The organism is Rhodococcus antarcticus (genome assembly GCF_026153295.1).
In the GTDB taxonomy this organism is placed as follows: domain Bacteria; phylum Actinomycetota; class Actinomycetes; order Mycobacteriales; family Mycobacteriaceae; genus Rhodococcus_D; species Rhodococcus_D antarcticus.
In genome coordinates, this window is record NZ_CP110615.1 from 2,346,458 (window position 1) to 2,368,345 (window position 21,888).

20 protein-coding genes and 2 tRNA genes are annotated in these 21,888 nt (G+C 71.7%); 4 read left to right on the plus strand and 18 right to left on the minus strand.

The annotated features are described in order from the left end of the window. Positions 1 to 30: 30 nt before the first annotated feature. The 6 genes from RHODO2019_RS11410 to mobA form a co-directional block, all read right to left on the minus strand. Entirely contained in the window at positions 31 to 2,013 is a 1,983-nt protein-coding gene (locus RHODO2019_RS11410) for a TIGR03960 family B12-binding radical SAM protein (RefSeq protein ID WP_265381917.1), read from the minus strand. Positions 2,014 to 2,134: 121 nt separating this feature from the next. Continuing rightward, positions 2,135 to 2,548 carry a nucleoside-diphosphate kinase gene (gene ndk, locus RHODO2019_RS11415; RefSeq protein ID WP_265381918.1) on the minus strand — a complete coding sequence of 138 codons (414 nt, stop codon included), beginning with the start codon at positions 2,546 to 2,548 and terminating at the stop codon, positions 2,135 to 2,137. Between the two features lie 9 nt (positions 2,549 to 2,557). After that, on the minus strand, positions 2,558 to 2,962 hold the full coding sequence (locus RHODO2019_RS11420; RefSeq protein ID WP_265381919.1) for a DUF4233 domain-containing protein: 405 nt from the start codon (positions 2,960 to 2,962) through the stop codon (positions 2,558 to 2,560). Further along, complete coding sequence (gene folC / locus RHODO2019_RS11425; protein WP_265381920.1) at positions 2,959 to 4,350, minus strand: bifunctional tetrahydrofolate synthase/dihydrofolate synthase; 1,392 nt, start codon at positions 4,348 to 4,350, stop codon at positions 2,959 to 2,961. Before folC ends, RHODO2019_RS11420 begins: the two co-directional genes overlap by 4 nt. Continuing rightward, positions 4,347 to 6,977 carry a valine--tRNA ligase gene (locus RHODO2019_RS11430; RefSeq protein ID WP_265384739.1) on the minus strand — a complete coding sequence of 877 codons (2,631 nt, stop codon included), beginning with the start codon at positions 6,975 to 6,977 and terminating at the stop codon, positions 4,347 to 4,349. Before RHODO2019_RS11430 ends, folC begins: the two co-directional genes overlap by 4 nt. Positions 6,978 to 7,090: 113 nt before the next feature. Next, positions 7,091 to 7,660 (minus strand): molybdenum cofactor guanylyltransferase, encoded by a 570-nt coding sequence (mobA, locus tag RHODO2019_RS11435; RefSeq protein ID WP_265381921.1) that lies wholly within the window; start codon positions 7,658 to 7,660, stop codon positions 7,091 to 7,093. A 425-nt stretch (positions 7,661 to 8,085) separates the two neighbouring features. On the opposite strand from mobA, the gene RHODO2019_RS11440 reads away from it, so the two are divergent. Beyond that, positions 8,086 to 10,395 (plus strand): FdhF/YdeP family oxidoreductase, encoded by a 2,310-nt coding sequence (locus RHODO2019_RS11440; RefSeq protein ID WP_265381922.1) that lies wholly within the window; start codon positions 8,086 to 8,088, stop codon positions 10,393 to 10,395. A gap of 70 nt (positions 10,396 to 10,465) precedes the next feature. Here RHODO2019_RS11440 and RHODO2019_RS11445 read toward each other — a convergent pair whose 3' ends face one another. From RHODO2019_RS11445 to RHODO2019_RS11455, 3 genes are all read right to left on the minus strand, one after another. Further along, the gene (locus RHODO2019_RS11445; RefSeq protein WP_265381923.1) at positions 10,466 to 10,603 is read right to left on the minus strand and encodes an MFS transporter small subunit; all 138 of its coding nucleotides are present in this window, start codon (positions 10,601 to 10,603) and stop codon (positions 10,466 to 10,468) included. Continuing rightward, complete coding sequence (locus RHODO2019_RS11450) at positions 10,600 to 11,988, minus strand: L-lactate MFS transporter (protein WP_265381924.1); 1,389 nt, start codon at positions 11,986 to 11,988, stop codon at positions 10,600 to 10,602. The genes RHODO2019_RS11445 and RHODO2019_RS11450 overlap by 4 nt, the downstream gene beginning before the upstream one ends. 135 nt (positions 11,989 to 12,123) lie before the next feature. Continuing rightward, positions 12,124 to 12,828 carry a TVP38/TMEM64 family protein gene (locus RHODO2019_RS11455; protein WP_265381925.1) on the minus strand — a complete coding sequence of 235 codons (705 nt, stop codon included), beginning with the start codon at positions 12,826 to 12,828 and terminating at the stop codon, positions 12,124 to 12,126. A gap of 87 nt (positions 12,829 to 12,915) precedes the next feature. On the opposite strand from RHODO2019_RS11455, the gene fdhD reads away from it, so the two are divergent. Beyond that, the gene (gene fdhD, locus RHODO2019_RS11460) at positions 12,916 to 13,740 is read left to right on the plus strand and encodes a formate dehydrogenase accessory sulfurtransferase FdhD (RefSeq protein ID WP_265381926.1); all 825 of its coding nucleotides are present in this window, start codon (positions 12,916 to 12,918) and stop codon (positions 13,738 to 13,740) included. A 4-nt stretch (positions 13,741 to 13,744) separates the two neighbouring features. Here fdhD and clpX read toward each other — a convergent pair whose 3' ends face one another. The 5 genes from clpX to RHODO2019_RS11485 all read right to left on the minus strand — a co-directional run bounded on the left by clpX (position 13,745) and on the right by RHODO2019_RS11485 (position 18,279). Continuing rightward, a complete protein-coding gene (gene clpX / locus RHODO2019_RS11465) occupies positions 13,745 to 15,025 on the minus strand; it encodes an ATP-dependent Clp protease ATP-binding subunit ClpX (protein WP_265381927.1) in 1,281 nt (426 codons plus the stop codon). Between the two features lie 230 nt (positions 15,026 to 15,255). Continuing rightward, a complete protein-coding gene (locus RHODO2019_RS11470) occupies positions 15,256 to 15,918 on the minus strand; it encodes an ATP-dependent Clp protease proteolytic subunit (RefSeq protein ID WP_265381928.1) in 663 nt (220 codons plus the stop codon). Positions 15,919 to 15,971: 53 nt separating this feature from the next. Further along, positions 15,972 to 16,556 (minus strand): ATP-dependent Clp protease proteolytic subunit, encoded by a 585-nt coding sequence (locus tag RHODO2019_RS11475; protein ID WP_265381929.1) that lies wholly within the window; start codon positions 16,554 to 16,556, stop codon positions 15,972 to 15,974. A gap of 151 nt (positions 16,557 to 16,707) precedes the next feature. Then, positions 16,708 to 18,132 (minus strand): trigger factor, encoded by a 1,425-nt coding sequence (tig, locus tag RHODO2019_RS11480; protein ID WP_265381930.1) that lies wholly within the window; start codon positions 18,130 to 18,132, stop codon positions 16,708 to 16,710. A gap of 73 nt (positions 18,133 to 18,205) precedes the next feature. Next, positions 18,206 to 18,279: transfer RNA gene (locus RHODO2019_RS11485), tRNA-Pro, on the minus strand. Between the two features lie 81 nt (positions 18,280 to 18,360). Between RHODO2019_RS11485 and RHODO2019_RS11490 the strand changes: the two genes are divergently transcribed. Further along, positions 18,361 to 18,434, plus strand: a tRNA-Gly gene (locus RHODO2019_RS11490). A 96-nt stretch (positions 18,435 to 18,530) separates the two neighbouring features. Here RHODO2019_RS11490 and RHODO2019_RS11495 read toward each other — a convergent pair. The 3 genes from RHODO2019_RS11495 to RHODO2019_RS11505 form a co-directional block, all read right to left on the minus strand. Then, positions 18,531 to 19,001: a hypothetical protein gene (locus RHODO2019_RS11495; protein ID WP_265381931.1), complete on the minus strand. Its 471-nt coding sequence runs from the start codon at positions 18,999 to 19,001 to the stop codon at positions 18,531 to 18,533. A gap of 136 nt (positions 19,002 to 19,137) precedes the next feature. After that, complete coding sequence (locus tag RHODO2019_RS11500; protein WP_265381932.1) at positions 19,138 to 19,944, minus strand: Fpg/Nei family DNA glycosylase; 807 nt, start codon at positions 19,942 to 19,944, stop codon at positions 19,138 to 19,140. Between the two features lies 1 nt (position 19,945). Then, positions 19,946 to 20,419: a ribose-5-phosphate isomerase gene (locus tag RHODO2019_RS11505; RefSeq protein WP_265381933.1), complete on the minus strand. Its 474-nt coding sequence runs from the start codon at positions 20,417 to 20,419 to the stop codon at positions 19,946 to 19,948. A gap of 16 nt (positions 20,420 to 20,435) precedes the next feature. Between RHODO2019_RS11505 and RHODO2019_RS11510 the strand changes: the two genes are divergently transcribed. Next, the gene (locus RHODO2019_RS11510; RefSeq protein ID WP_265381934.1) at positions 20,436 to 21,104 is read left to right on the plus strand and encodes a DUF429 domain-containing protein; all 669 of its coding nucleotides are present in this window, start codon (positions 20,436 to 20,438) and stop codon (positions 21,102 to 21,104) included. 100 nt (positions 21,105 to 21,204) lie between these two features. Here RHODO2019_RS11510 and RHODO2019_RS11515 read toward each other — a convergent pair whose 3' ends face one another. Beyond that, positions 21,205 to 21,828, minus strand: a complete 624-nt coding sequence (locus RHODO2019_RS11515) for a mycothiol-dependent nitroreductase Rv2466c family protein (RefSeq protein WP_265381935.1) — start codon at positions 21,826 to 21,828, stop codon at positions 21,205 to 21,207. Between the last annotated feature and the right edge of the window lie 60 nt (positions 21,829 to 21,888).

Sequence of the window (21,888 nt, forward strand, 5' to 3'; positions counted from 1 at the left end):
CACATCCGGGTCGGGGCCGTCACGGTCTGCTCAGCCGTCCGCCAGGGCCGTGTTGGTGATGGGGCTGCCGGTGCTCACCGGGGCGATCGGGATCAGGCTGCGACCGGTGGGGCCGACCTCGATGTCGGTGCCCATGGACGGGCACACCCCGCAGTCGAAGCACGGCGTCCAGCGGCAGTCGTCCTGCTCCTCGCTGTTGAGCGCGTCCTGCCAGTCCGCCCACAGCCACTCCTTGTCCAGCCCGGAGTCCAGGTGGTCCCAGGGCAGGACCTCGGTGCGCTCGCGCTCGCGGGTGGTGTACCAGTCCAGGCTCACCCCCAGCGGCTCCAGCTCGGCGGCGGCCGCGGCGACCCAGCGCTCGTAGGAGAAGTGCTCGCTCCAGCCGTCGAAGCGACCGCCGTTGCGCCACACCGTCTCGATCACCCGTCCGACGCGGCGGTCCCCCCGGCTGAGCAGGCCCTCGATCAGGCTGGGCTTGCCGTCGTGGTAGCGCATCCCGATGGCGCGGGCGAACTTCCGGTCGCTGCCGACCTCGGCCCGGAGCTTGCGGAGCCGGTCGTCGACGACGTCGGGGTGGCACTGCGCGGCCCACTGGAACGGGGTGTGCGGCTTGGGCACGAACCCGCCGATGGAGATGGTCGCGCGGATGTCCTTGTGCCCACTGGCGACCCGTCCGCTCTTGATGACCTCGCGGGCCATCCGGCCGATCTGCAGGACGTCCTCGTCGGTCTCGGTGGGCAGCCCGCACATGAAGTAGAGCTTCACCTGGCGCCAGCCGTTGGCGTAGGCGGTGGTGACGGTGCGGATGAGGTCCTCCTCGGACACCATCTTGTTGATCACCTTGCGGATGCGCTCGCTGCCGCCCTCCGGGGCGAACGTCAGCCCGGAGCGCCGGCCGTTGCGGCTGATCTCGTTGGCCAGGTCCACGTTGAAGGCGTCCACCCGGGTCGACGGCAGGCTGAGCCCGGTGCCGGTGCCCTCGTAGCGGTCGGCGAGGCCCTTGGTGATCTCGGCGATCTCGGAGTGGTCGGCGCTGGAGAGGCTGAGCAGGCCCACCTCGTCGTAGCCGGTGGCCTCCAGCGACTTCTGGACGATGGCGCCGATGCCCTCGATGCTGCGCTCGCGCACCGGGCGGGTGATCATCCCGGCCTGGCAGAACCGGCAGCCCCGGGTGCAGCCGCGAAAGATCTCCACGCTGGCCCGCTCGTGCACGGTCTCGGCCAGCGGCACCAGGGGCGTCTTCGGGTAGGGCCAGGCGTCGAGGTCCATGGTGGTGCGCTTGAACACCCGGAACGGCACGCGCGGATCGGTGGGCACCACGCGCTGGATGCGGCCGTCGGGCAGGTAGTCCACGGCGTAGAACTTGGGCACGTACACGCCGCCGGACTCGGCCAGGCGCAGCAGCAGCTCGTCGCGCCCGCCCGGGGACCCCTCGGCCTTGTGGGTGCGGATGATCTCGGTGGCCTCCAGCACGGCTTCCTCGCCGTCGCCGAGCACGGCCGCGTCGAGGAAGTCCGCGATGGGCTCGGGGTTGAACGCCGCGTGCCCGCCCGCGAGGACGATGGGGTGCCGCTCGTCGCGGTCCACGGCGTGCAACGGGATGCCCGCCAGGTCGAGCGCGGCGAGCAGGTTCGTGTAGCCCAGCTCGGTGGCGAAGCTGACCCCGAGGACGTCGAAGTCGACCACGGGACGGTGACCGTCCACGGTGAACTGCGGGACACCGGCCTCGCGCATCAGCTTCTCGAGGTCCGGCCACACCGCGTACGTGCGCTCGCACAGGACGTCGGGCTGCTCGTTGAGGAGCTCGTACAAGATCATCACGCCCTGGTTGGGCAGACCGACCTCGTAGGCGTCGGGGTACATCAGCGCCCAGCGGACGACGGTGGAGTCCCACTCCTTGAGGCTGGCGTTGAGCTCGCCACCGACGTACTGCACGGGCTTGGAGACCCGGGGCAGCAACGGCTCGAGCTCGGCGAAGACCGACGCTCCGGGTGTGCGCGTGGGTGCTGACATGGCAGTCAGGGTAGTGCCCGCCCCGCGCTGCGGCCCCGAACGCCGGTGCGGAGCGTGGTCAGCGCCCCGCAGCCTCGCGCGGTCGGGCCGCCGGGCCGGTCGACCAGCGGGCTGACCAGGCTCAGACCAGCTCGGGGAACCACAGCGCGATCTCGCGGACCGCGCTCTCGGGCGCGTCCGAGCCGTGCACGATGTTGAGCTGGGTCTCCAGGGCGAGGTCGCCGCGGATGGACCCGGTGGCGGCCTTCTCCACCGGGTCGGTGCCGCCGGCGAGCTGGCGGAAGGCCGGGATGGCCCGCTCGCCCTCGACCACGGCGGCCACGAGCGGGCCCGAGGTGATGAAGTCGAGCAGGCCCGGGTAGAAGCCCTTGCCCTCGTGCTCGGCGTAGTGCTGCTCGGCGGTGTCGCGGGGAGCCAGCAGCATCTTCAGGGCCACGATCCGCAGCCCCTTGCGCTCGATGCGGCCCAGCACCTCCCCGGTGAGGCCACGGGCGACTCCGTCGGGCTTGACCAGGACCAGGGTGCGCTCGCTCATGTGCGCACCTTATCCGCGCTGGCCGGGCAGCCGCCCCGAGGCCATCCGCTGCTGGATGTCGCGGCGCAGGTACATCAGGTACGCCCACACCGCGGCGAAGAGCACCCCGACGGCACCGAGCGGGATGCTGAACACCGCGGCCGCCACGGCGAGCAGCTGCAGGCCCAGGTTCGCGCCCAGGGCCCAGGGCCGACGCTGCATCCCGCTCATCACGACCATGACCACGGCGAGCGCGACCACGTAGGTGCCGGTGACCACGGTCAGCCCGCCCCCGGTGGTGGCGACGACCGGCAGCGCGAGCAGCACCACGATCGCCTCCAGCACGAGCGTCCCGGCCATCACCCCCCGCAGCCCCTTCCAGGGGTCGCGGTCGGGCGGCCCGAACTCGGGGGTCGGGGTGGCGTCGGTGGTCATGCGGGATCCTTCCCGAGCAGCGTGCGGGCCTCGCCGACGGTGACGACCGAACCGGTGACGACGACGCCGGACCCGGAGACGGCCTCGTCCTCGGCGGCCTCCTCGGCCTGGGCGACGGCGGTCTCGATCGCCCCGGCCAGGTCGTCGACCACCACCACGCGCTCGTCGCCGAAGCGGGCCACAGCGTGCGCGGCCAGCACCTCGACGTCCATGGCGCGGGGGGAGGCGCTGCGGGTCACCACGACCTCGTCGAGCACGGGCTCCAGGGCCGCGAGCAGCCCCGGCGCGTCCTTGTCGGCCATCACCGCGACGACGCCGACGAGCTTGCGGAAGTCGAACTCCTCGTCGAGCGCGACGGCGAGCGCGGTCGCGCCGTGCGGGTTGTGCGCCGCGTCGAGGAACACGCTCGGGGCGTTGCGGACGCGCTCGAGGCGGCCGGGCGAGGTGACGGAGGCGAACGCGTCGCGCACGGCCTCGGCGGGCAGCGCCCGCTCCGGGCCGGCACCGAAGAAGGCCTCGACCGCGGCCAGGGCCAGGGCGGCGTTGCGGGCCTGGTGCGCGCCGTGCAGCGGCAGGAACACGTCGGGGTAGATCGCCCCGAGCCCCTGCAGGGTGAGCAGCTGGCCGCCCACGGCCACGGCCCGGGACAGCACGGAGAACTCCGCCCCCTCGCGGGCGACGGACGCGTCCACCTCCACGGCCCGGCGCAGCAGCACCTCTCCCACCTCGGGCGACTGCTGGGCCATCACGGCCACCGAGCCCGCCTTGATGATCCCGGCCTTCTCGCCCGCGATGCCACCGAGGTCGGAGCCCAGGTACTCGACGTGGTCGACGGCGATCGGGGTGATGACCGCGACCTGGCCGTCGACGACGTTCGTGGCGTCCCAGCGCCCGCCCATCCCGACCTCGACGACGGCCACGTCCACCGGGGCCTCGGCGAACGCGGCGAACGCCATGGCGGTGAGCACCTCGAACGTGCTGAGCGGCGGTCCGCCCCGGGCCGCGGAGGAGGCGTCCACGAGGTCGAGGAACGGGGCGACGTCGGCGTAGGTGTCCACGAAGCGCGCGGGGCTGATGGGCGCACCGTCGATGCTGATGCGCTCGGTCACCACCTGCAGGTGCGGGCTGGTGGTGCGCCCGGTGCGCAGCTGGAGCCGGGTGAGCAGCGCGTCGATCATCCGGCTCACCGACGTCTTGCCGTTGGTCCCGGCCACGTGCACCGCCGGGTAGCTGCGCTGCGGGGAGCCCAGCGCCTCCACCAGCTGGACCATCCGCTCGGTCGTGGGGTCGATCTTGGTCTCGGGCCAGCGCTGGTTCAGCAGGCCCTCGACGACGGAGAGGTCGGCCAGGTCCTGCGGGCCCCAGCCCTTGGGCACGGGTCGGCTCATCCCTGGCCCAGCCCGGCCAGCCGCGCGGTGACCCGCTCGATCTCCTCGGTCGCGAGGCTCTGGCGCGCCCGGATCTTGGCCACCACGTCGTCGGGTGCCTTGCCCACGAACGCGGCGCTGCCCAGCTTGCCGGTGGTGGTGGCCAGCTCCTTCTCCGCCGCGGCCAGCTCCTTGTCCAGCCGGCGGCGCTCGGCGGCGAGGTCGACGGTGCCGGAGGTGTCGAGCTCCACCTGCACGGTCGCCCGCGACAGCCTGACCTCGATCGAGGCCGTTGCGGCGAAGCCCTCGCCGGGCTCGTCGAGGCGCGCCAGCGAGAGCAGCTGCGCGGCCACCGGGTCGAGGTCGGCGCCGGAGAGCCCCGTCAGCCGGGCCGCCACCTTCTGGGTGGGGCGCAGGCCCTGGTCGGCCCGGAAGCGGCGCACCTCGGTGACCAGGCGCTGCAGGTCGGCCACCCGGCGCGCGGCGACGGTGTCCGCGCTCGCGCCGGAGTGCGTCGGCCAGCTGGCCACGACGACGGACTCGCGGCCGGTCAGTGCCGTCCACAGGGTCTCGGTGACGAAGGGCATCGTGGGGTGCAGCAGGCGCAGCAGGACGTCCAGCACGTGCCCGAGCACGGCCCGGGTGGCCGGTGCGGTGGGCTCGTCACCCTCGCGGCCCAGCTGCACCTTGGCCAGCTCGAGGTACCAGTCGAACACCTCGTCCCACGCGAAGTGGAAGACGAGCTCGCTGGCCTTGCCGATCTCGAAGCGGTCCAGCAGCGCGTCGTTCTCGGCCAGGACGACGTCGAGCCGGTCGAGGACCCAGCGGTCGACGTCGGTGAGGTCGGCACGGTCGGGCAGGCCGTCGACCTCGGCGCCGTTCATCAGGCCGAGCTTGGTCGCGTTGAACAGCTTGGTGACGAAGTTGCGCGAGGCCTGGGCGTGCTCGTCACCGACGGAGAGGTCCGCCCCCGGGTTGGCTCCGCGGGCCAGGGTGAAGCGCACCGCGTCCGCACCGAAGGTGTCCATCCACTCGATGGGGTCGATGCCGTTGCCTCGGCTCTTGGACATCTTCCTGCCCTCGCCGTCGCGGAGCAGCCCGTGCAGGAACACGTCCGTGAAGGGCACGGCGTCGACCGGGGCACGGCCGTCGGCCTCGGCCACGTACAGGCCGAACATCATCATCCTGGCCACCCAGAAGAACAAGATGTCGTAGCCGGTGACCAGCACGTCCGTCGGGTAGAACCGCGCCAGCTCCGGTGTCTGCTCGGGCCAGCCCAGGGTGGCGAAGGGCCACTGGCCCGAGGAGAACCAGGTGTCCAGCACGTCGGGGTCCTGGTGCCAGCCCTCGCCGCTGGGCGGGACGTCGTCCGGTCCGACGCAGACGGTCTCACCGTCGGGGCCGTACCAGATGGGGATGCGGTGGCCCCACCAGAGCTGGCGGCTGATGCACCAGTCGTGCATGTTGTCGACCCAGGCGAACCAGCGCGGCTCCTGGCTCTTCGGGTGGATGGTGGTGCGACCGTCGCGGACGGCGTCGCCGGCGGCCTTCGCCAGGGTCTCGGTGGCCACGAACCACTGCAGGCTCAGCCGGGGCTCGATGGGCTCGCCGGTGCGCTCGGAGTGCCCGACGCTGTGCAGGTAGGGCCGCACCTCCTTCACGACGCGGCCCTGGGCGGCGAGGGCCTCGCGAACGGCCACCCGCGCCACGGAACGGTCCATGCCGTCGAACTCGGTGCCCGTCCCGGTGATGCGACCCTCGACGTCCATGATCGAGGGCATCTCGAGGCCGTGCCGGCGGCCCATCTCGAAGTCGTTGGGGTCGTGGGCAGGGGTGATCTTGACCGCGCCGGTGCCGAACTCGGGGTCGACGTAGTCGTCGGCGATGACGGGGATGCGGCGCCCGGTCAGCGGGTGCTCCAGCGTGGTGCCGACGAGGTGGGCGTACCGCTCGTCGTCGGGGTGCACGGCCACCGCGGTGTCCCCCAGCATGGTCTCCACCCGGGTGGTCGCCACCACGACGTGCGGCTCGGTGTCGTCCAGGGAGCCGTAGCGCAGGCTCACCAGCTCGCCCTCGACGTCGCGGAAGCTGACCTCGATGTCGCTGATGGCGCTCTGCAGCGCGGGCGACCAGTTGACCAGCCGCTCGGCCCGGTAGACGAGCCCGGCGTCGAACAGGCGCTGGAAGATCGTCTGCACGCCGCGGGAGAGACCGTCGTCCAGGGTGAAGCGCTCCCGGCTCCAGTCGACCCCGTCGCCGAGGCGACGCATCTGCCCGCGCACGGTGTCCCCGGAGATCTTCGTCCAGTCCCAGACCTTCTCCACGAACGCCTCGCGCCCCAGCTCCTGGCGCGTGGTCCCCTCGAGCCGCTTCTCGACGACGGCCTGGGTGGCGATGCCGGCGTGGTCGGTGCCGGGCAGCCAGAGCACCTCGTAGCCCTGCATCCGCTTGCGGCGGGTCATCGCGTCCATCAGCGTGTGGTCCAGCGCGTGACCCAGGTGCAGGCTGCCGGTCACGTTGGGCGGGGGCAGCACGATGGAGAACGACGGCTTGCTGCTCGTCGCGTCCGCGGTGAACCACCCGGCGTCGACCCAGCGCTGGTAGAGCTCGGACTCCACGGCCCCGGGCTCCCAGGCGGCGGGCAGCACGGCGGAGCGGTCGTGCGGGTTGGTGCGGGGGGTGTCGGCGCTGGTGGCGCGGTCCTCGGGGCGGGTCACCGGGTGAGTCTAGGAAACCCCGGGACGCGCCGCGTCCGGCCCCGTCAGCGCCCGGCGACGAGCCCCGCCAGCGCGGACCACTCCTGCGGGGTGTTGGCGCTGCGCAGGGAGTGCAGGTGGGGGTCGGCGGCGGCGACGGCGGGATCCCCGGCCAGCTCGGCACCGTCGATCCGACGCACGTCCACGCCGGCCAGGACTGCCAGCAGCCGACGCTCCCCCGCGGAGACCAGCTCGCCGGCCACCGGCGCCAGGGAGGTGCGGTAGACCGCCGCCAACGGCTGCTCGTGCCCGTCCACCACCGGCAGCAGCACGTCGTGGTCCCCGAGGCGGGCCAGCAGGGCGTCGACGACGGCCGGGTGCAGCAGCGGCAGGTCGGTGGCGCAGACGACCGCCACGCCGGCCCCCGCACCCGCCGCGGCACGCAGCCCGATCGCGAGCCCGTGCAGCGGACCGGTGTCGGCCCTCTCGTCGCGGACGACGGTGGCGGCCAGCCGGGGCAGCGGCTGGTGCTGGGCCGCGACGACGACCACCCGGCCCAGGTGCGCGAGCGCGGCGACGACACGGACCACGGAGGGCACTCCGTCGAGCTCGAGCAGCGCCTTGTCGGTGCCCATCCGCCGGGACCGCCCGCCCGCGAGGACCACGCCGGCGGGCCTCACGTGGAGCGCAGGAACGAGCTGCCCGCCGACGCCGAGGTGGTGCTCCGGTTGATGTGCGCCGCCGTGCTCGTCCCGCCATCCACAGGTCGTCACCCCTCGCAGCTCCGGTGTTGGTGTGCGTCACGGCTGGACGGACGGCAGGAAACCGAGCGCCATCCGGTGCGCGGGTCGACACGACGCCGACGAGGACGCGGCCCCTGCTGCGACGCCCTCACCGTAGTGCGACGCGGGCCGTCGGTCCCGGGTCCCGACGAACCGGACCCGCGCGACCCCGTGCGCCGGCCCTCGTGCGACCGCCGTCCGCCGAGGGTCGGGTACCGCCGGCCGTGCCGCCACCTGCTCGTGTGGTGCTCGGCCGCGCCCGTGAGGAGACTGGAGCCATGACACGCCCGGCACCCATCAAGGACATCGACGAAGCGGACCTGGAGGTCACCAAGCGCAAGGACTACGCGGCCGGAGTGCCCGCCGTCGCGGTCTCGCTCAAGCGCGGCCTCGAGGAGATGGGCCTGCTGCGCACCACCCGCACCCTTCTCAAGCTGAACCAGCGCGACGGGTTCGACTGCCCGGGCTGCGCGTGGCCGGAGCGCCCCGGTGGTCGCAAGATCGCCGAGTTCTGCGAGAACGGCGCCAAGGCGGTCTCCGAGGAGGCAACGCTGCGCCGTGTGACGCCGAAGTTCTTCGCCGAGCACTCCGTCGAGGAGCTGCGCACCAAGTCCGGCTACTGGCTGGGCCAGCAGGGGCGGCTGACGCACCCGATGGTGCTGCGCGAGGGCGCCACGCACTACGAGCCGATCAGCTGGGACGGCGCGTTCACCCTCATCGCCGACGAGCTCAACGGCCTGGCCAGCCCCGACGAGGCGATCTTCTACACCTCCGGGCGCACCAGCAACGAGGCCGCCTTCACCTACCAGCTGTTCGTCCGCAGCTTCGGCACCAACAACATGCCGGACTGCTCGAACATGTGCCACGAGTCCTCGGGGGCCGCCCTGAGCTCGAGCATCGGCATCGGCAAGGGCTCGGTCTCGGTCACCGACGTCGAGGAGGCCGACCTCATCATCATCGCGGGGCAGAACCCCGGCACCAACCACCCGCGGATGCTGTCCAACCTGGAGATCGCCAAGGGGCGCGGCGCGAAGATCGTGGCCATCAACCCGCTGCCCGAGGCCGGTCTGCGCCGCTTCAAGGACCCGCAGAAGGTCAACGGCGTCCTCGGCAGCGGCGTCGAGATGGCCGACGAGTTCCTGCAGATCCGCCTCTCGGGCGACCTGGCGCTGTTCCAGGCCCTCGGCCGGATGCTGCTCGAGGCCGAGGACGCGAACCCCGGCACCGTCGTGGACCGCGCGTTCATCGACGAGCACTGCCACGGCTTCGCCGAGTACGAGGCCGCGATCCGCACCGTGGACTACGACACCGTGCTCGAGGCCACCGGCCTGCAGCTCTCGGAGATCCGCACCCTCGCCGACATGATGATCACCTCCGAGCGCACCGTGCTCTGCTGGGCCATGGGCCTCACGCAGCAGAAGGACGCGGTCGCCACCATCGAGGAGGCCGTCAACCTGCTCCTGCTGCGCGGGATGATGGGCAAGCCGGGTGCCGGGGTGTGCCCCGTGCGCGGGCACTCCAACGTCCAGGGCGACCGCACCATGGGCATCTGGGAGAAGATGCCGGACGAGTTCCTCGACGCGCTGGACACCGAGTTCCGGATCACCAGCCCGCGCGAGCACGGGGTGGACACCGTCGACGCCATCCGGGCGATGCGCGACGGTGCGGCCCGGGTGTTCGTCGGGATGGGCGGCAACTTCGCCCACGCCACCTCCGACACCGCCGTGTGCGAGGCAGCCCTGCAGGGCTGCTCGCTGACCGTGCAGATCTCGACGAAGCTCAACCGGAGCCACGTGGTGCCGGGCCGCACCGCGATCATCCTGCCGACGCTGGGCCGCACCGAGCGCGACGTGCAGGCCAGCGGCAAGCAGAAGGTCTCCGTCGAGGACTCCATGTCGATGGTGCACCTCTCCCGCGGTGGCCTCGAGCCGGCCAGCGAGTACCTGCGCAGCGAGGTCTCCATCGTCTGCCGGATGGCCCTGGCGACCCTCGGCGAGGACCACGTCGTGCCCTGGCGCACCTTCGAGGGTGACTACGACACCATCCGAGACTCGGTCTCCAGGGTGATCACCGGCTTCGACGACTTCAACACCCGGGTCCGCCAGCCGGACGGCTTCCTGCTGCCCCACCCCCCGCGCGACTCGCGCAGCTTCCCGACGACGACGGGCAAGGCGAACTTCGCCACCAACCCGCTGACGTGGCTGCCGACGCCCGAGGGCCGGGTGATCCTGCAGACGCTGCGCAGCCACGACCAGTACAACACCACGATCTACGGACTCGACGACCGCTACCGGGGGGTGAAGAACGCCCGAAAGGTCATCTTCATGAACCCCGCCGACATCGCCTCGCTCGGTCTGGTGGACGAGGCGGCCGTCAACCTCGTCTCGGAGTGGACCCTCGCGGACGGCACCGTCGAGGAGCGCCGCGCGGACGGGTTCCGGGTGGTCTCCTACTCCACCCCGCAGGGCAACGCCGCGGCCTACTACCCCGAGACGAACCCGCTGATCCCGCTGGACCACGTGGCGACGACGTCCAACACGCCCGTGTCCAAGGGCGTGGTGGTCCGGGTGGAGCCCGTGACGGTCTGAGTCCTGCCCCACCCGCGACGCAGCCCCCGCACTCGAGCCGAGTGCGGGGGCTGCGTCGTGGGTGCGGAGCTCAGCCGAACAGGTTCTTCACCTTGAGGACGAGCTCGTAGACGCCGTAGGCGAAGGGCAGCAGCACCCAGAGCCAGGCGACGACGACGACCACCGCGGGCGCGGCCCCGGTGGTGTCGCGGGCAGTGTTGGTGCTCATGCGTTCGCTCCCGTCTTGCCCAGGGAGGGCGAGGTCGACGTGTCGGGCTCGTGGAACTTGGTTGCGACGGGCTTGATGAGCTCGTTGGCGACGAAGCCGATGACCAGCAGCACGATCATGACCGCGAACGCCGGCACGTAGCGGCCGGGGTCCCCCGCCTGACCGCGGTCGGCGATGGCGTTGACGATGAGCGGGCCGAGCACACCCGCAGCCGACCACGCGGTGAGGACACGGCCGTGGATGGCGCCGACCTCGTAGGTGCCGAACAGGTCGCGCAGGTACGCGGGCATGGTCGCGAACCCGGCCCCGTAGAAGGAGATGATCACCAGCGCGCTCACCAGGAACAGGACCTTGTTCGAGCTCGTGTACAGGGTGATGTAGAGGTAGAGCAGCGCACCGACGCCGAGGTAGACGCGGTAGATGTTCTTGCGGCCGATGGCGTCGGAGGCCGAGGACCAGAGGAACCGGCCGAGCATGTTGGTCAGCGACAGGAAGGCGACGAACCCGCCGGCGGCCGCGGTCAGCGCCGTCGGCGACGTCGCGGACGGGAAGAAGTCCTGGTAGATCCCCGAGGCGCGCTCGAGGATGCCGATGCCCGCGGTGACGTTGAAGCACAGCACGATCCACAACAGCCAGAACTGCGGGGTGCGGATGGCGCTGGCGGCCGAGACGGCCTTGCCCGCCGCGCCCTTGGTGCCGTGCGCGGGCGGGGTGAAGCCGGCGGGCTTCCAGTCGTCGGCCGGCACCCGGATGATCACGGCGCCCAGGGCCATGAACACGGCGTAGCCGATCCCCAGGACCAGGAACGTGGAGGCGATCCCGCCGCTGGTGGTGGCCTGGGTGCCATCGGCGTTCATGCCGGAGAAGGCCTTGATGAGCTGGGTGGTCAGCGGCGACGCGATGAGCGCACCACCACCGAAGCCCATGATCGCCACGCCGGTGGCGAGGCCGGGACGGTCCGGGAACCACTTGATCAGCGTCGAGACCGGCGAGATGTAGCCGATGCCCAGCCCGATGCCACCGATGACGCCGTACCCGAGGATGACCAGCCAGAACTGCCCCAGCGCCATGCCCAGCGCGGAGACGAGCAGGCCCGAGGAGAAGAAGATGGCGGCCATCGTCATGGCCCAGCGCGGGCCGTTCTTGTCGACGCGGGTGCCGAGCACGGCGGCGGAGACGCCGAGCATGACGATCCCGAGCTGGAACGGGATGGCGGTGACGGTCCCGGAGAGACCCTCGGACTTGGAGATGGCGGCCTTGAACACGCTCCAGGCGTAGACCTGGCCGATCGCGAGGTGGATGGCCAGCGCTGCTGGGGGGATCAGCCACCGGCTCCAGCCCGGTGGTGCGACGATGCGCTCGCGCGCCAGGATGCCGACGCTCATGCGCAGGTCCTCTCGGTGGTGGTGGAGGTCGTCGCAGGTTGGACGACCCGGGCGACGGTATGACCTGCACCACGCCTGAGCAAACCGAGCGCGGTCCTGCGGGTGCGTGCGCGCCGAGCGGTGAGGTCCGCGCGCTCAGAGGTCCTCGCCGGGGAGCTCCCCCGTGCGGCGGCTGCGCCGAGCCAGCACACCGGACACCGCGAGCAGCAGGAGGAACGCCGCGACGGCACCCAGGAACGCCGGCGAGGTGGGGTCCCCCACGCTGCCCCCCAGCACGGTGAAGACCACGACGCCGGGCAGGATGCCGATGCCCGTCCCCACCGCGAAGTCCCGGACCTGCAGGGCCGTGGCACCCGCGACGTAGCTCGACGGTCCGAACGGCACCACCGGGACCAGCCGCATCGAGAGCACGGCCACGAGTCCCCGCCGAGCCAGGAACAGCTCCAACCGCGCCAGGGCCGGGCCGCCGCGGTCGGACCCCGCCAGCCGGAGCAGCGCGGGCCGCGAGAGCACCCGGCCGAGCCCGAAGCACGCCAGCGACCCGGCCATGGCACCCAGCCACACCAGGCCGAGGCCCTCGACCGGCCCGAAGAGCACGCCGGCCGACAGGGAGAACAGCGACACCGGCAGCACCGCCAGCGTCGCGAGGGCGAACAGGACGACGAACAGGACCGGGGCCCAGGCACCCGCCCCGTCCACCGTGGAGCGCACGTCCTCGAAGGAGGGCACACCCTCGACGGCGAACACCACGACGACGGTGGCCACCACCGCAACCAGCACGGTGAGCCGGACCCACTCCGAGCGCACCCGTGCCCCTGTCTGCCGTCCGACCTTCTCCACGTCAGTCTCGCACCCACCCGCACGGCACCGCGGGACCGACGGTGGCACAGTGGTGTGGTTGAACCCTGCAGCAGAGGAGGAGCACCCGTGGGACGCGTCACCGCTCGCCGCCCGGTCCGCCGGATCACCGCCGACGGCGAGACCACCCGGCCGGACACGCTGGTCGTCGAGGAGCCGATGGAGATCCGCGTCGGCGGGGCCTCGCTCGCCGTCACCATGCGGACCCCCGGCCACGACGTGGACCTGCTGCACGGCTTCCTGCTCACCGAGGGTGTCATCGGCAGCCGAGACGACGTGCTGGTGGCCCGCTACTGCGACGGCGTGGACGAGGAGGGCCGCAACACCTACAACGTGCTCGACGTCGAGCTCGCCGAGGGCGTCGCGCCGCCGGACCCGTCCGTGGAGCGCAACTTCTACACGACCAGCTCGTGCGGGGTGTGCGGCAAGGCATCCCTGGACGCGGTGAAGCTGGTCAGCCGCTACTCCCCCGCCGAGGACGAGGTGGCGGTGAAGGTCAGCGTCCTGACGACCATGCCGGGGACCCTGCGGGCCTCGCAGAAGGTGTTCGGCTCCACGGGTGGGCTGCACGCCGCTGCGCTGTTCACCCCGGACGGTGAGCTGCTGGTGCTCCGCGAGGACGTGGGCCGCCACAACGCGGTGGACAAGGTGGTGGGCTGGGCCGTGCGGGAGGGCCGCGTGCCCCTGCGGGGTTGCGTGCTCATGGTCAGCGGCCGGGCGTCGTTCGAGCTCGTCCAGAAGGCCGTGATGGCGGGGATCCCGGTGCTCGCCGCGGTGTCCGCCCCGTCCTCGCTCGCGGTGGAGCTGGCGGCCGAGGCGGGGGTCACCGTCGTGGGCTTCCTGCGCGGGCAGACCATGAACGTCTACTCCGAGGTGCAGCGCATCCTCGCCTGAGGGCTCAGGCGCTCTTCTCGCGGCGCTCCGCGCGGGCCGGCTTGCGGGGCACGATCGTCGGCAGCACGTTGTCGCGGACGGTCTCCCCGGTGATGACGACCTTGGCCACGTCGTCGCGGCTGGGGATGTCGTACATGACCGGCTGCAGGACCTCCTCCATGATCGCGCGGAGCCCCCGGGCCCCGGTGCCGCGGTGGATGGCCGCCTCCGCGATCGCGTCGAGCGCGTCGGCCTCGAACTCGAGCTCCACACCGTCCATCTCGAACAGCCGGTTGTACTGCTTGACCAGCGCGTTCTTGGGCTCGCTGAGGATGGTGACCAGGGACTGCTTGTCCAGGTTGGTCACGGTCGCGATGACCGGGAGGCGGCCGATGAACTCGGGGATGAGGCCGAACTTGATGAGGTCCTCGGGCATCACGTCGGCGAAGCGGTCCATCGTGTCCATCTCCGCCTTGGAGTGCACCTCCGCGCCGAAGCCGAGCCCGCGCTTGCCGACCCGGTCGCTGACGATCCGCTCGAGGCCCGCGAAGGCGCCGGCGACGATGAACAGCACGTTGGTGGTGTCGATCTGGATGAACTCCTGGTGCGGGTGCTTGCGGCCACCCTGCGGCGGGACGCTCGCCTGCGTGCCCTCCAGGATCTTCAGCAGGGCCTGCTGCACGCCCTCGCCCGACACGTCCCGGGTGATCGACGGGTTCTCGCTCTTGCGGGCGATCTTGTCGACCTCGTCGATGTAGATGATCCCGGTCTCGGCCCGCTTCACGTCGTAGTCCGCGGCCTGGATGAGCTTGAGGAGGATGTTCTCCACGTCCTCGCCGACGTACCCGGCCTCCGTCAGCGCCGTGGCGTCCGCGATGGCGAAGGGCACGTTCAGCATCTTGGCCAGGGTCTGGGCGAGGTAGGTCTTGCCGCAGCCGGTGGGGCCGAGCATGAGGATGTTGGACTTGGCCAGCTCGATCTGCTCGTCGCGCGGGTCGCGGACCTTGTCCCCGGCCTGGATGCGCTTGTAGTGGTTGTAGACGGCCACCGCGAGCGTGCGCTTGGCCGTGTCCTGGCCGATGACGTAGTTCTCGAGGAACTCACGGATCTCGGCCGGCTTGGGCAGCTCGTCGAGCTTGACCTCGCCGGCCTCCGCCAGCTCCTCCTCGATGATCTCGTTGCACAGGTCGATGCACTCGTCGCAGATGTACACCCCGGGCCCGGCGATGAGCTTCTTGACCTGCTTCTGGCTCTTGCCGCAGAACGAGCACTTCAGCAGGTCGCCCCCGTCACCGATGCGTGCCATGGGTGGTCCTACTTCCTCAGCCGGTGCGGCTGGCTGCGAGCGGTGGTCGATCGTGCGATGCGTTCCTCGTCGAGCGCGCTGCGTCCTCGTTCCAGGACCGACGCTACCCGTCGACGGCACCCGGGCGAGGCGTGATCACCAGGACTGGTCGCCCAGGGTGCCCGGTGCACGTGCCGCCCGGACGCAGGAGCGTCCGGGCGGCGTGTCGTGCGCGTGCGGGGAAGCGCGTCTCAGCTCTTGGGTCCCTGCGCGGAGAGCTTGCGGTAGGGCAGCACGTTGTCCACGATGCCGTAGGCCTTGGCCTCCTCGGCGGTGAGGATCTTGTCCCGCTCGATGTCCTCCTTGACCTGCTCCGCCGTCTTGCCGGTGTGGTTGGACAAGGTGGTCTCGAGCAGCCGTCGCATGCGCTGGATCTCGTTGGCCTGGATCTCCAGGTCCGAGACCTGGCCGTAGATGCCCTCGGTGGCGGGCTGGTGGATGAGCACCCGCGCGTTGGGCAGCGCCATCCGCTTGCCGGGCGTGCCGGCCGCGAGGAGCACGGCCGCGGCGGAGGCCGCCTGGCCGAGGCACACCGTCTGGATGTCGGCGTGGACGTACTGCATCGTGTCGTAGATGGCCATCAGCGAGGTGAACGAACCCCCCGGCGAGTTGATGTACATGATGATGTCGCGGTCCGGGTCGTCGGACTCGAGCACCAGCAGCTGGGCCATGATGTCGTTGGCGGACACGTCGTCCACCTGCACCCCGAGGAAGATGATGCGCTCCTCGAAGAGCTTGTTGTACGGGTTGGACTCCTTCATGCCGTAGCTGGTGCGCTCCACGAAGGACGGGAGCGTGTAGCGCGAGCTCGGCATCTGCATGCCCTGGGATCCGAGCAGCGGGGGGATGTTCATGGTGTGGGTCTCCGTCTGGGGTTCGGCAGCCTGGGGTGGGGTGACGGCTCGGGTCAGGAGCCGGTGCCGCCGGTCTGGGTGGCCCGGCTGACGACGTGGTCGACGAAGCCGTACTCCTTCGCGTCGGCGGCGGTGAACCAGCGGTCGCGGTCGGAGTCGGTGTTGATGCGCTCCACCGTCTGCCCGGTGTGCTCGGCGATGAGCTCGGCCATCTCGCGCTTGGTGTAGGCGAACTGCTCGGCCTGGATGGCGATGTCGCTCGCGGAGCCACCGATGCCGGCCGACGGCTGGTGCATCATGATCCGGGCGTGCGGCAGTGCGTAGCGCTTGCCCTTGGTCCCGGCCGAGAGCAGGAACTGGCCCATCGAGGCAGCCATGCCCATCCCGATCGTGGCGACGTCGCACTCCGCGAACTGCATCGTGTCGAAGATGGCCATCCCCGCGGTGACGGAGCCACCCGGGGAGTTGATGTAGAGGGAGATGTCGCGCGTCGGGTCCTCCGCGGAGAGGAGCAGGATCTGCGCGCACAGCTTGTTGGCGATGTCGTCGTCCACCTGGGTGCCCAGGAAGATGATCCGCTCCTGGAGCAGCCGCTCGTACACCGAGTCGCTCAGGTTGAGCCCAGCGGTGCCGGCCATGGAGGGGTTCTTCGGCGTCACGAGGGGGCCTGCCTTCCGGTCGAGGTTCAGCGTCAGTGGTGACCGAGAAGACCCGGTCGAGCTGTCCTCTCGACACTAACGAAGACGGGCGGTGCCGCAGTCCCGGCACCGCCCGTGTTCGCTCTGGGCGTCAGGAGGTGGCGCCACCCTCGACCACGTCGCCCTCGATGACGGCGTCACCCTCGGCGGTGGTGCCCACCACCTCGGGACCGTCGTCGGAGCCCTCGTCGGAGGAGGTGCGCCCGAGCAGCTCGTCGAGGTCGACGGCCGCACCGTCGGTGTCGGTCACGGTGGCCTGGCCCACGACGCCGGCCAGCGCCTTGCCACGGCGGACGTCGGCGAAGATCGCGGGGAGCTGGTTGGCCTCCTGCGCCTGCCGGACGTACTCGTCGGGGCTGATGCCGAAGCGCTGCGCCTGGTAGACGATCCGCTCGGTCAGCTCGTCGTTGCCGACGGTGGTGCCCTCGGCCTCGGCGATGGCGTCGAGCAGCAGCTGGGTCTTCACCGACCGCTCGGCGTCCGCGCGGGCCTCGGTGTCGAACTCCTCGCGGGTGGAGCCCTCGGCGACCAGGGCGGCCTCGAACTTCTCCTCGTCGTGGTCGAACGGGTGCACGGCGTCGTGCAGGCGGGAGTCGTACTCCGCCTGCGCCACCTTCTCCGGCACGGCGATCTCGGTGACCTCGAGCAGCGCGTCGAGCACCTTGTCGCGGGCCTGGGTGGCCTGCTCGACCTTCTTCACCCGCGAGACGCGCTCACGGAGGTCGGCGCGCAGCTCGTCGAGGGTGTCGAACTCGCTGGCCATCTGCGCGAACTCGTCGTCGGCGTCGGGCAGCTCGCGGACCTTCACCGCACCCAGGACGACGGCGACGACGGCGTCCTTGCCCGCGTGCTCACCCGCCAGCAGAGCGGTGGAGAACTCGCCGGTGTCGCCCTCGGACATGCCCACGAGCGCCTCGTCGATGCCCTCGATGAGCTGGCCGGAGCCGATCTCGTAGGACAGGCCCGTGGTGGAGGCGTCCGGGACGTCCTCGCCGTCGACCGTCGCCGACAGGTCGATGCTGACGAAGTCGCCCGTCTCCGCGGGGCGCTCGACGCCGGTGAGGGTGCCGAAGCGGGCGCGCAGGGAGTCGAGCTGCTCGGTCACGTCGTCCTCGTCGATGACGATGGGGTCGACGGTCACGGCGAGCTCGCCGAACGCCGGGACGGTGATCTCCGGGCGGACGTCGACCTCGGCGGTGAAGGTGAGCTCCTCGCCGTCCTCGAGCTTGGTCACCTCGATCTCCGGCTGGCCGAGGACCTTGAGCTCGGCCTTGGTGATCGCCTCGGAGTACTTCGCCGGGATCGCCTCGTTCACCACCTGCTCCAGCACCGCACCGCGGCCGACGCGTGCCTCGAGCAGCCGGGCCGGCGCCTTCCCCGGGCGGAACCCGGGGAGGCGGATCTGCTGCGCGAGCGCCTTGTAGGCACGGTCGAAGTCGGGCTTCAGCTCGGAGAACGGGACGTCGACGACGACGCGTACCCGGGTCGGGCTGATCTGCTCGACGGTGCTCTTCACGGGGTGTGCTCCTCTGGCGTTCGGTGGATCGGGTGGGCTCGTGCTCGTGCGGGGGCGCGGTGCCTCTGGTGCGTCGGGGTGGCGGGATTCGAACCCACGGCCCCTCGCTCCCAAAGCGAGTGCGCTACCAAGCTGCGCCACACCCCGTGGTGTGGATCGTACGGGCCGGGTGGGTAGTCTCTGACACCGCACGCGGCGGTCCCGGCGATCCTGGGGCCGGCGCTGCACGCGGGCGTAGCTCAATGGTAGAGCTCCAGTCTTCCAAACTGACTACGCGGGTTCGATTCCCGTCGCCCGCTCCACAGCAGCACCCGTCGCGGTCTGCCCAGGTCAGAGCTTCGGGGTGCACGCACTCCGGACCACGGGTCCACCGGCGACGGTGGACCCGTGGCGGGTGGTCAGCGCGGGACGACCGGGGTGCGCGGGTCGAGCAGGTGGTGCAGCGCCAGCACGGTGACGACGCCGTAGGCCAGGTGGCTCAGCGCCTCGATGGCGGTCTGCTGCGGCGTGGTCGGCCGCGCCGCCCCCGTGGCGGCGGCAGCACCCAGGGCCGAGGCCCAGGCCGCCACACCGACACCGACGGCGGCCACGGGCTGGGGTGGGGTGGTGGAGAGCCCGCGCAGCGCACCGGCTGCGGCCCCGATCACGACCCCGAGGACGGTGCCGCCCAGCGGGCCGGCCGCGGCGGTCTGCACGGGCGCGGGCGTGGCCCCGTCAGCGGTGCGGGCGGGCACGTCGGAGGCCGGCGAGGAGGGCGACGCCGAGCCGGTGAGGGCCTGGTGCACGTAGGTGACCGCGTTGTGGGCGGTGACGCCGGCGGCGCCGGCGAGCAGTCCGGCGGCGAGGCCGGTGAGGGGGCGGGAAGCCATTGGGGGTTCTCCTGGTTCGTCGAACGGGCTGGGCACGCACCCGGGCTGCTGCAGGCGACCTCAGGACGGTAGGCCGGGACGCCGGCCCCCGCCCGACCGACGGCGACGCGGGCGGGGCGACCCCCGCGCCGCGCGCTCAGTCGGGCTGGCAGGTGGGGCACCAGAACAGGTTGCGGCCCACCATCTCCTCGGTCAGCACGGGAGTCCCGCAGGTCCGGCAGGGCAGGCCCGCGCGGCGGTAGACGTAGCTGCGCGGACCGCCCACCCGGCCCCGGCGCACGGGCAGGTCACCGTGGTCGTGCTCGGGACGGATGGTGACGATGCGCCCCCGCCGCACGCCGACCTTCATCAGCTCCACCAGGTCCAGCCACACCGCGTCCCACTCGGCGCGGTCGAGGTCGCGGCCGCTGCGGTGCGGGCCGATGCCGTGCCGGAACAGCACCTCGGCCCGGTACACGTTGCCCACCCCGGCCAGCACCTTCTGGTCCATGAGCAGCGCCCCCACGGTGACCTTGGAGCGGGAGATCCGCGCCCAGGCCCGCTCGGGGTCGGCATCCTTGCGCAACGGATCCGGACCCAGCCGGTCGAGCAGGGTGTCCACCTCGTGGGCGGTCCACACCTCGCACGCCGTCGCACCCCGGAGGTCGGCCCAGTGGTCGGTGCCCACCATCCGCATGCGCACCTGCCCACGTGGCTCGGCGACCTCCCCGGTGTGCGAGGTGAACTTCCCGTAGAGCCCCAGGTGGACGTGCACCACCGTGTCCGGGCCGTAGCGGTGCAGCAGGTGCTTGCCGTACGCCTCGGCCCCGCGCAGCGTCATGCCGTCGACCAGCTCCGCACCGGTGGAGAAGCGGCCCTGCGGGCTGGTGACGTGCACCGGCGCCCCGCCGAACTGCTTCTGGTGGTCGCGGGCGAGGCGGTGGATCGTGTGGCCCTCGGGCAACTCAGGCCTCCGGCAGCGCCGGCGGGGTGCCCGTGCGCTCGTAGTCGCTGAGCTGGTCGATGCGCCGCTGGTGGCGCTGCTCGCCGGAGAACGGCGTGGCCAGGAAGGCGTCGACGATGGCCAGCACCTCCTCCGGGGTGTGCAGGCGACCGCCGATGCCGATGACCTGGGCGTCGTTGTGCTCCCGGGCCAGCGTCGCGGTCTCCACGCTCCAGGCCAGCGCCGCGCGGCAGCCGGGCACCTTGTTGGCCGCGATCTGCTCGCCGTTTCCGGACCCGCCGAGCACCAGGCCCAGGCTGCCGGGGTCGGCCACCGTGCACCGGGCCGCCTCGACGCAGAACGCGGGGTAGTCGTCGACCGGGTCGTAGGCGTGCGCCCCGACGTCCACCGGCTCGTGCCCGGCGGCGAGCAGGTGCTCGACGATCCTGGCCTTGAACTCGAAACCGGCGTGGTCGGCACCCAGGTAGACGCGCATGCCTACAGTGTCTCAGGTGGGTGCGGTGGTCGCTGGCGTGGACGGGTTCGGCGGGCGGTGGGTCGTTGCGACCGTCGACGGCCGCGACGTGGGGTTCACCGTCGAGCAGGACGCCACCGGTGTGCTGGCGGCCACCGCGGGCTGCGCCGCCGTCGCGATCGACGTCCCCATGGGCCTGGCCGACGACGCGGTCCGCTCCTGCGAACCCCTGGCCCGGAGACGGCTGCCCGGGGCGACGTCCTCGGTGTTCCCCACCCCGGCGAGGTCCGTGCTCGGGGCCACCAGCTACCCCGACGCCAACGCCCGCTCGGTCGTCGCGGCCGGCAGGAAGATCAGCAAGCAGACGTGGTTCATCGTGCCGGGCATCCTGGACTTCGACTCGGTCCCGGTGGACCCGGTGCGGGTGGTGGAGTGCCACCCGGAGGTCGCGTTCCGGGCGATGGACCCCGGCACGGCCTTCGCGTCAAAGAAGACCGCGCGCGGGCAGGGTCAGCGGATCGCCGCGCTGGGCCTCTGGCTGGACGTCGCGGTCTCGCTGGGCGGGATCCCCCCGGGCCCGGCGATGGACGACGTGCTGGACGCGGTGGCGTGCGCGTGGTCCGCGCGACGGTGGGCGGCCGGGGAGGCGGAGGTGCTCGGCGGGGAGCCCGACGGCCTGGGCAAGCCCATGCGCATCGTCGTCTGACGCGACCGGCGGGGCCGCAACGGGTGCCAGCCCCCGTGGTGACCAGGCAGACGTGGGGCGGCGACCCCGGCCGCTCGTGATCACCACGGACCGGCAGGGCTCAGTCGAACTGCGGCTCCTCGTCGCGGGTGCGCTTGAGCTCGAAGAAGTGCGGGTAGCTCGAGAGCAGCACGGAGCCGTCCCACACCCGGCCGGCGTCGTCTCCGCGCGGGATGCGGGAGAGGACCGGGCCGAAGAACGCGACCCCGTTGAGGTGGATGGTGGGGGTGCCCACGTCCGGGCCCACGGCGTCCATGCCGGCGTGGTGCGAGGCTCGCAGCGCCTCGTCGTGGGAGGTGCTGGAGGCCGCCTCGGCGAGCTCGGCGGGTAGACCGGCCTCGGCGAGCGACTCACGGATGACCAGGTCGAAGTCGTCCATCCCCTGGTTGTGGATCCTCGTGCCCATGGCCGTGTACAGCGCGGCCAGCACCTTGGTGCCGTGCGCCTGCTCCGCGGCGATGCACACCCGCACCGGGCCCCAGGCCTTGGCCATCAGCTCCTGGTAGCTCTCCGACAGGTCCCGGCCCTCGTTCAGCACGGCCAGGCTCATCACGTGCAGGTTCAGCTCGATGTCGCGGACCTTCTCGACCTCCAGCATCCAGCGCGAGGTGATCCAGCACCACGGGCAGAGCGGGTCGAACCAGAAGTCGGCGGTGTCCTTCTCCGGGGCAGCAGCAGTGGTCATGCCCGGCACAACCACGCGGACGGGCCCGCTCTTCCCGTGGTGGGATGGTCGGCAGCCCTG

Excerpts from the sequence above, each read along its gene's own strand:
- RHODO2019_RS11495 (WP_265381931.1), bottom strand. The coding sequence starts at position 19,001 with ATGGCTTCCCGCCCCCTCACCGGCCTCGCCGCCGGACTGCTCGCCGGC.
- mobA (WP_265381921.1), bottom strand. The coding sequence starts at position 7,660 with ATGGGCACCGACAAGGCGCTGCTCGAGCTCGACGGAGTGCCCTCCGTG.
- RHODO2019_RS11450 (WP_265381924.1), bottom strand. The coding sequence starts at position 11,988 with ATGAGCGTCGGCATCCTGGCGCGCGAGCGCATCGTCGCACCACCGGGC.
- clpX (WP_265381927.1), bottom strand. The coding sequence starts at position 15,025 with ATGGCACGCATCGGTGACGGGGGCGACCTGCTGAAGTGCTCGTTCTGC.
- RHODO2019_RS11470 (WP_265381928.1), bottom strand. The coding sequence starts at position 15,918 with ATGAACATCCCCCCGCTGCTCGGATCCCAGGGCATGCAGATGCCGAGC.
- RHODO2019_RS11440 (WP_265381922.1), top strand. The coding sequence starts at position 8,086 with ATGACACGCCCGGCACCCATCAAGGACATCGACGAAGCGGACCTGGAG.
- RHODO2019_RS11410 (WP_265381917.1), bottom strand. The coding sequence starts at position 2,013 with ATGTCAGCACCCACGCGCACACCCGGAGCGTCGGTCTTCGCCGAGCTC.
- RHODO2019_RS11515 (WP_265381935.1), bottom strand. The coding sequence starts at position 21,828 with ATGACCACTGCTGCTGCCCCGGAGAAGGACACCGCCGACTTCTGGTTC.
- RHODO2019_RS11420 (WP_265381919.1), bottom strand. The coding sequence starts at position 2,962 with ATGACCACCGACGCCACCCCGACCCCCGAGTTCGGGCCGCCCGACCGC.
- RHODO2019_RS11475 (WP_265381929.1), bottom strand. The coding sequence starts at position 16,556 with ATGGCCGGCACCGCTGGGCTCAACCTGAGCGACTCGGTGTACGAGCGG.
- RHODO2019_RS11445 (WP_265381923.1), bottom strand. The coding sequence starts at position 10,603 with ATGAGCACCAACACTGCCCGCGACACCACCGGGGCCGCGCCCGCGGTG.
- ndk (WP_265381918.1), bottom strand. The coding sequence starts at position 2,548 with ATGAGCGAGCGCACCCTGGTCCTGGTCAAGCCCGACGGAGTCGCCCGT.
- folC (WP_265381920.1), bottom strand. The coding sequence starts at position 4,350 with ATGAGCCGACCCGTGCCCAAGGGCTGGGGCCCGCAGGACCTGGCCGAC.
- RHODO2019_RS11505 (WP_265381933.1), bottom strand. The coding sequence starts at position 20,419 with ATGCGCGTCTACCTGGGTGCCGACCACGCCGGTTTCGAGTTCAAGGCC.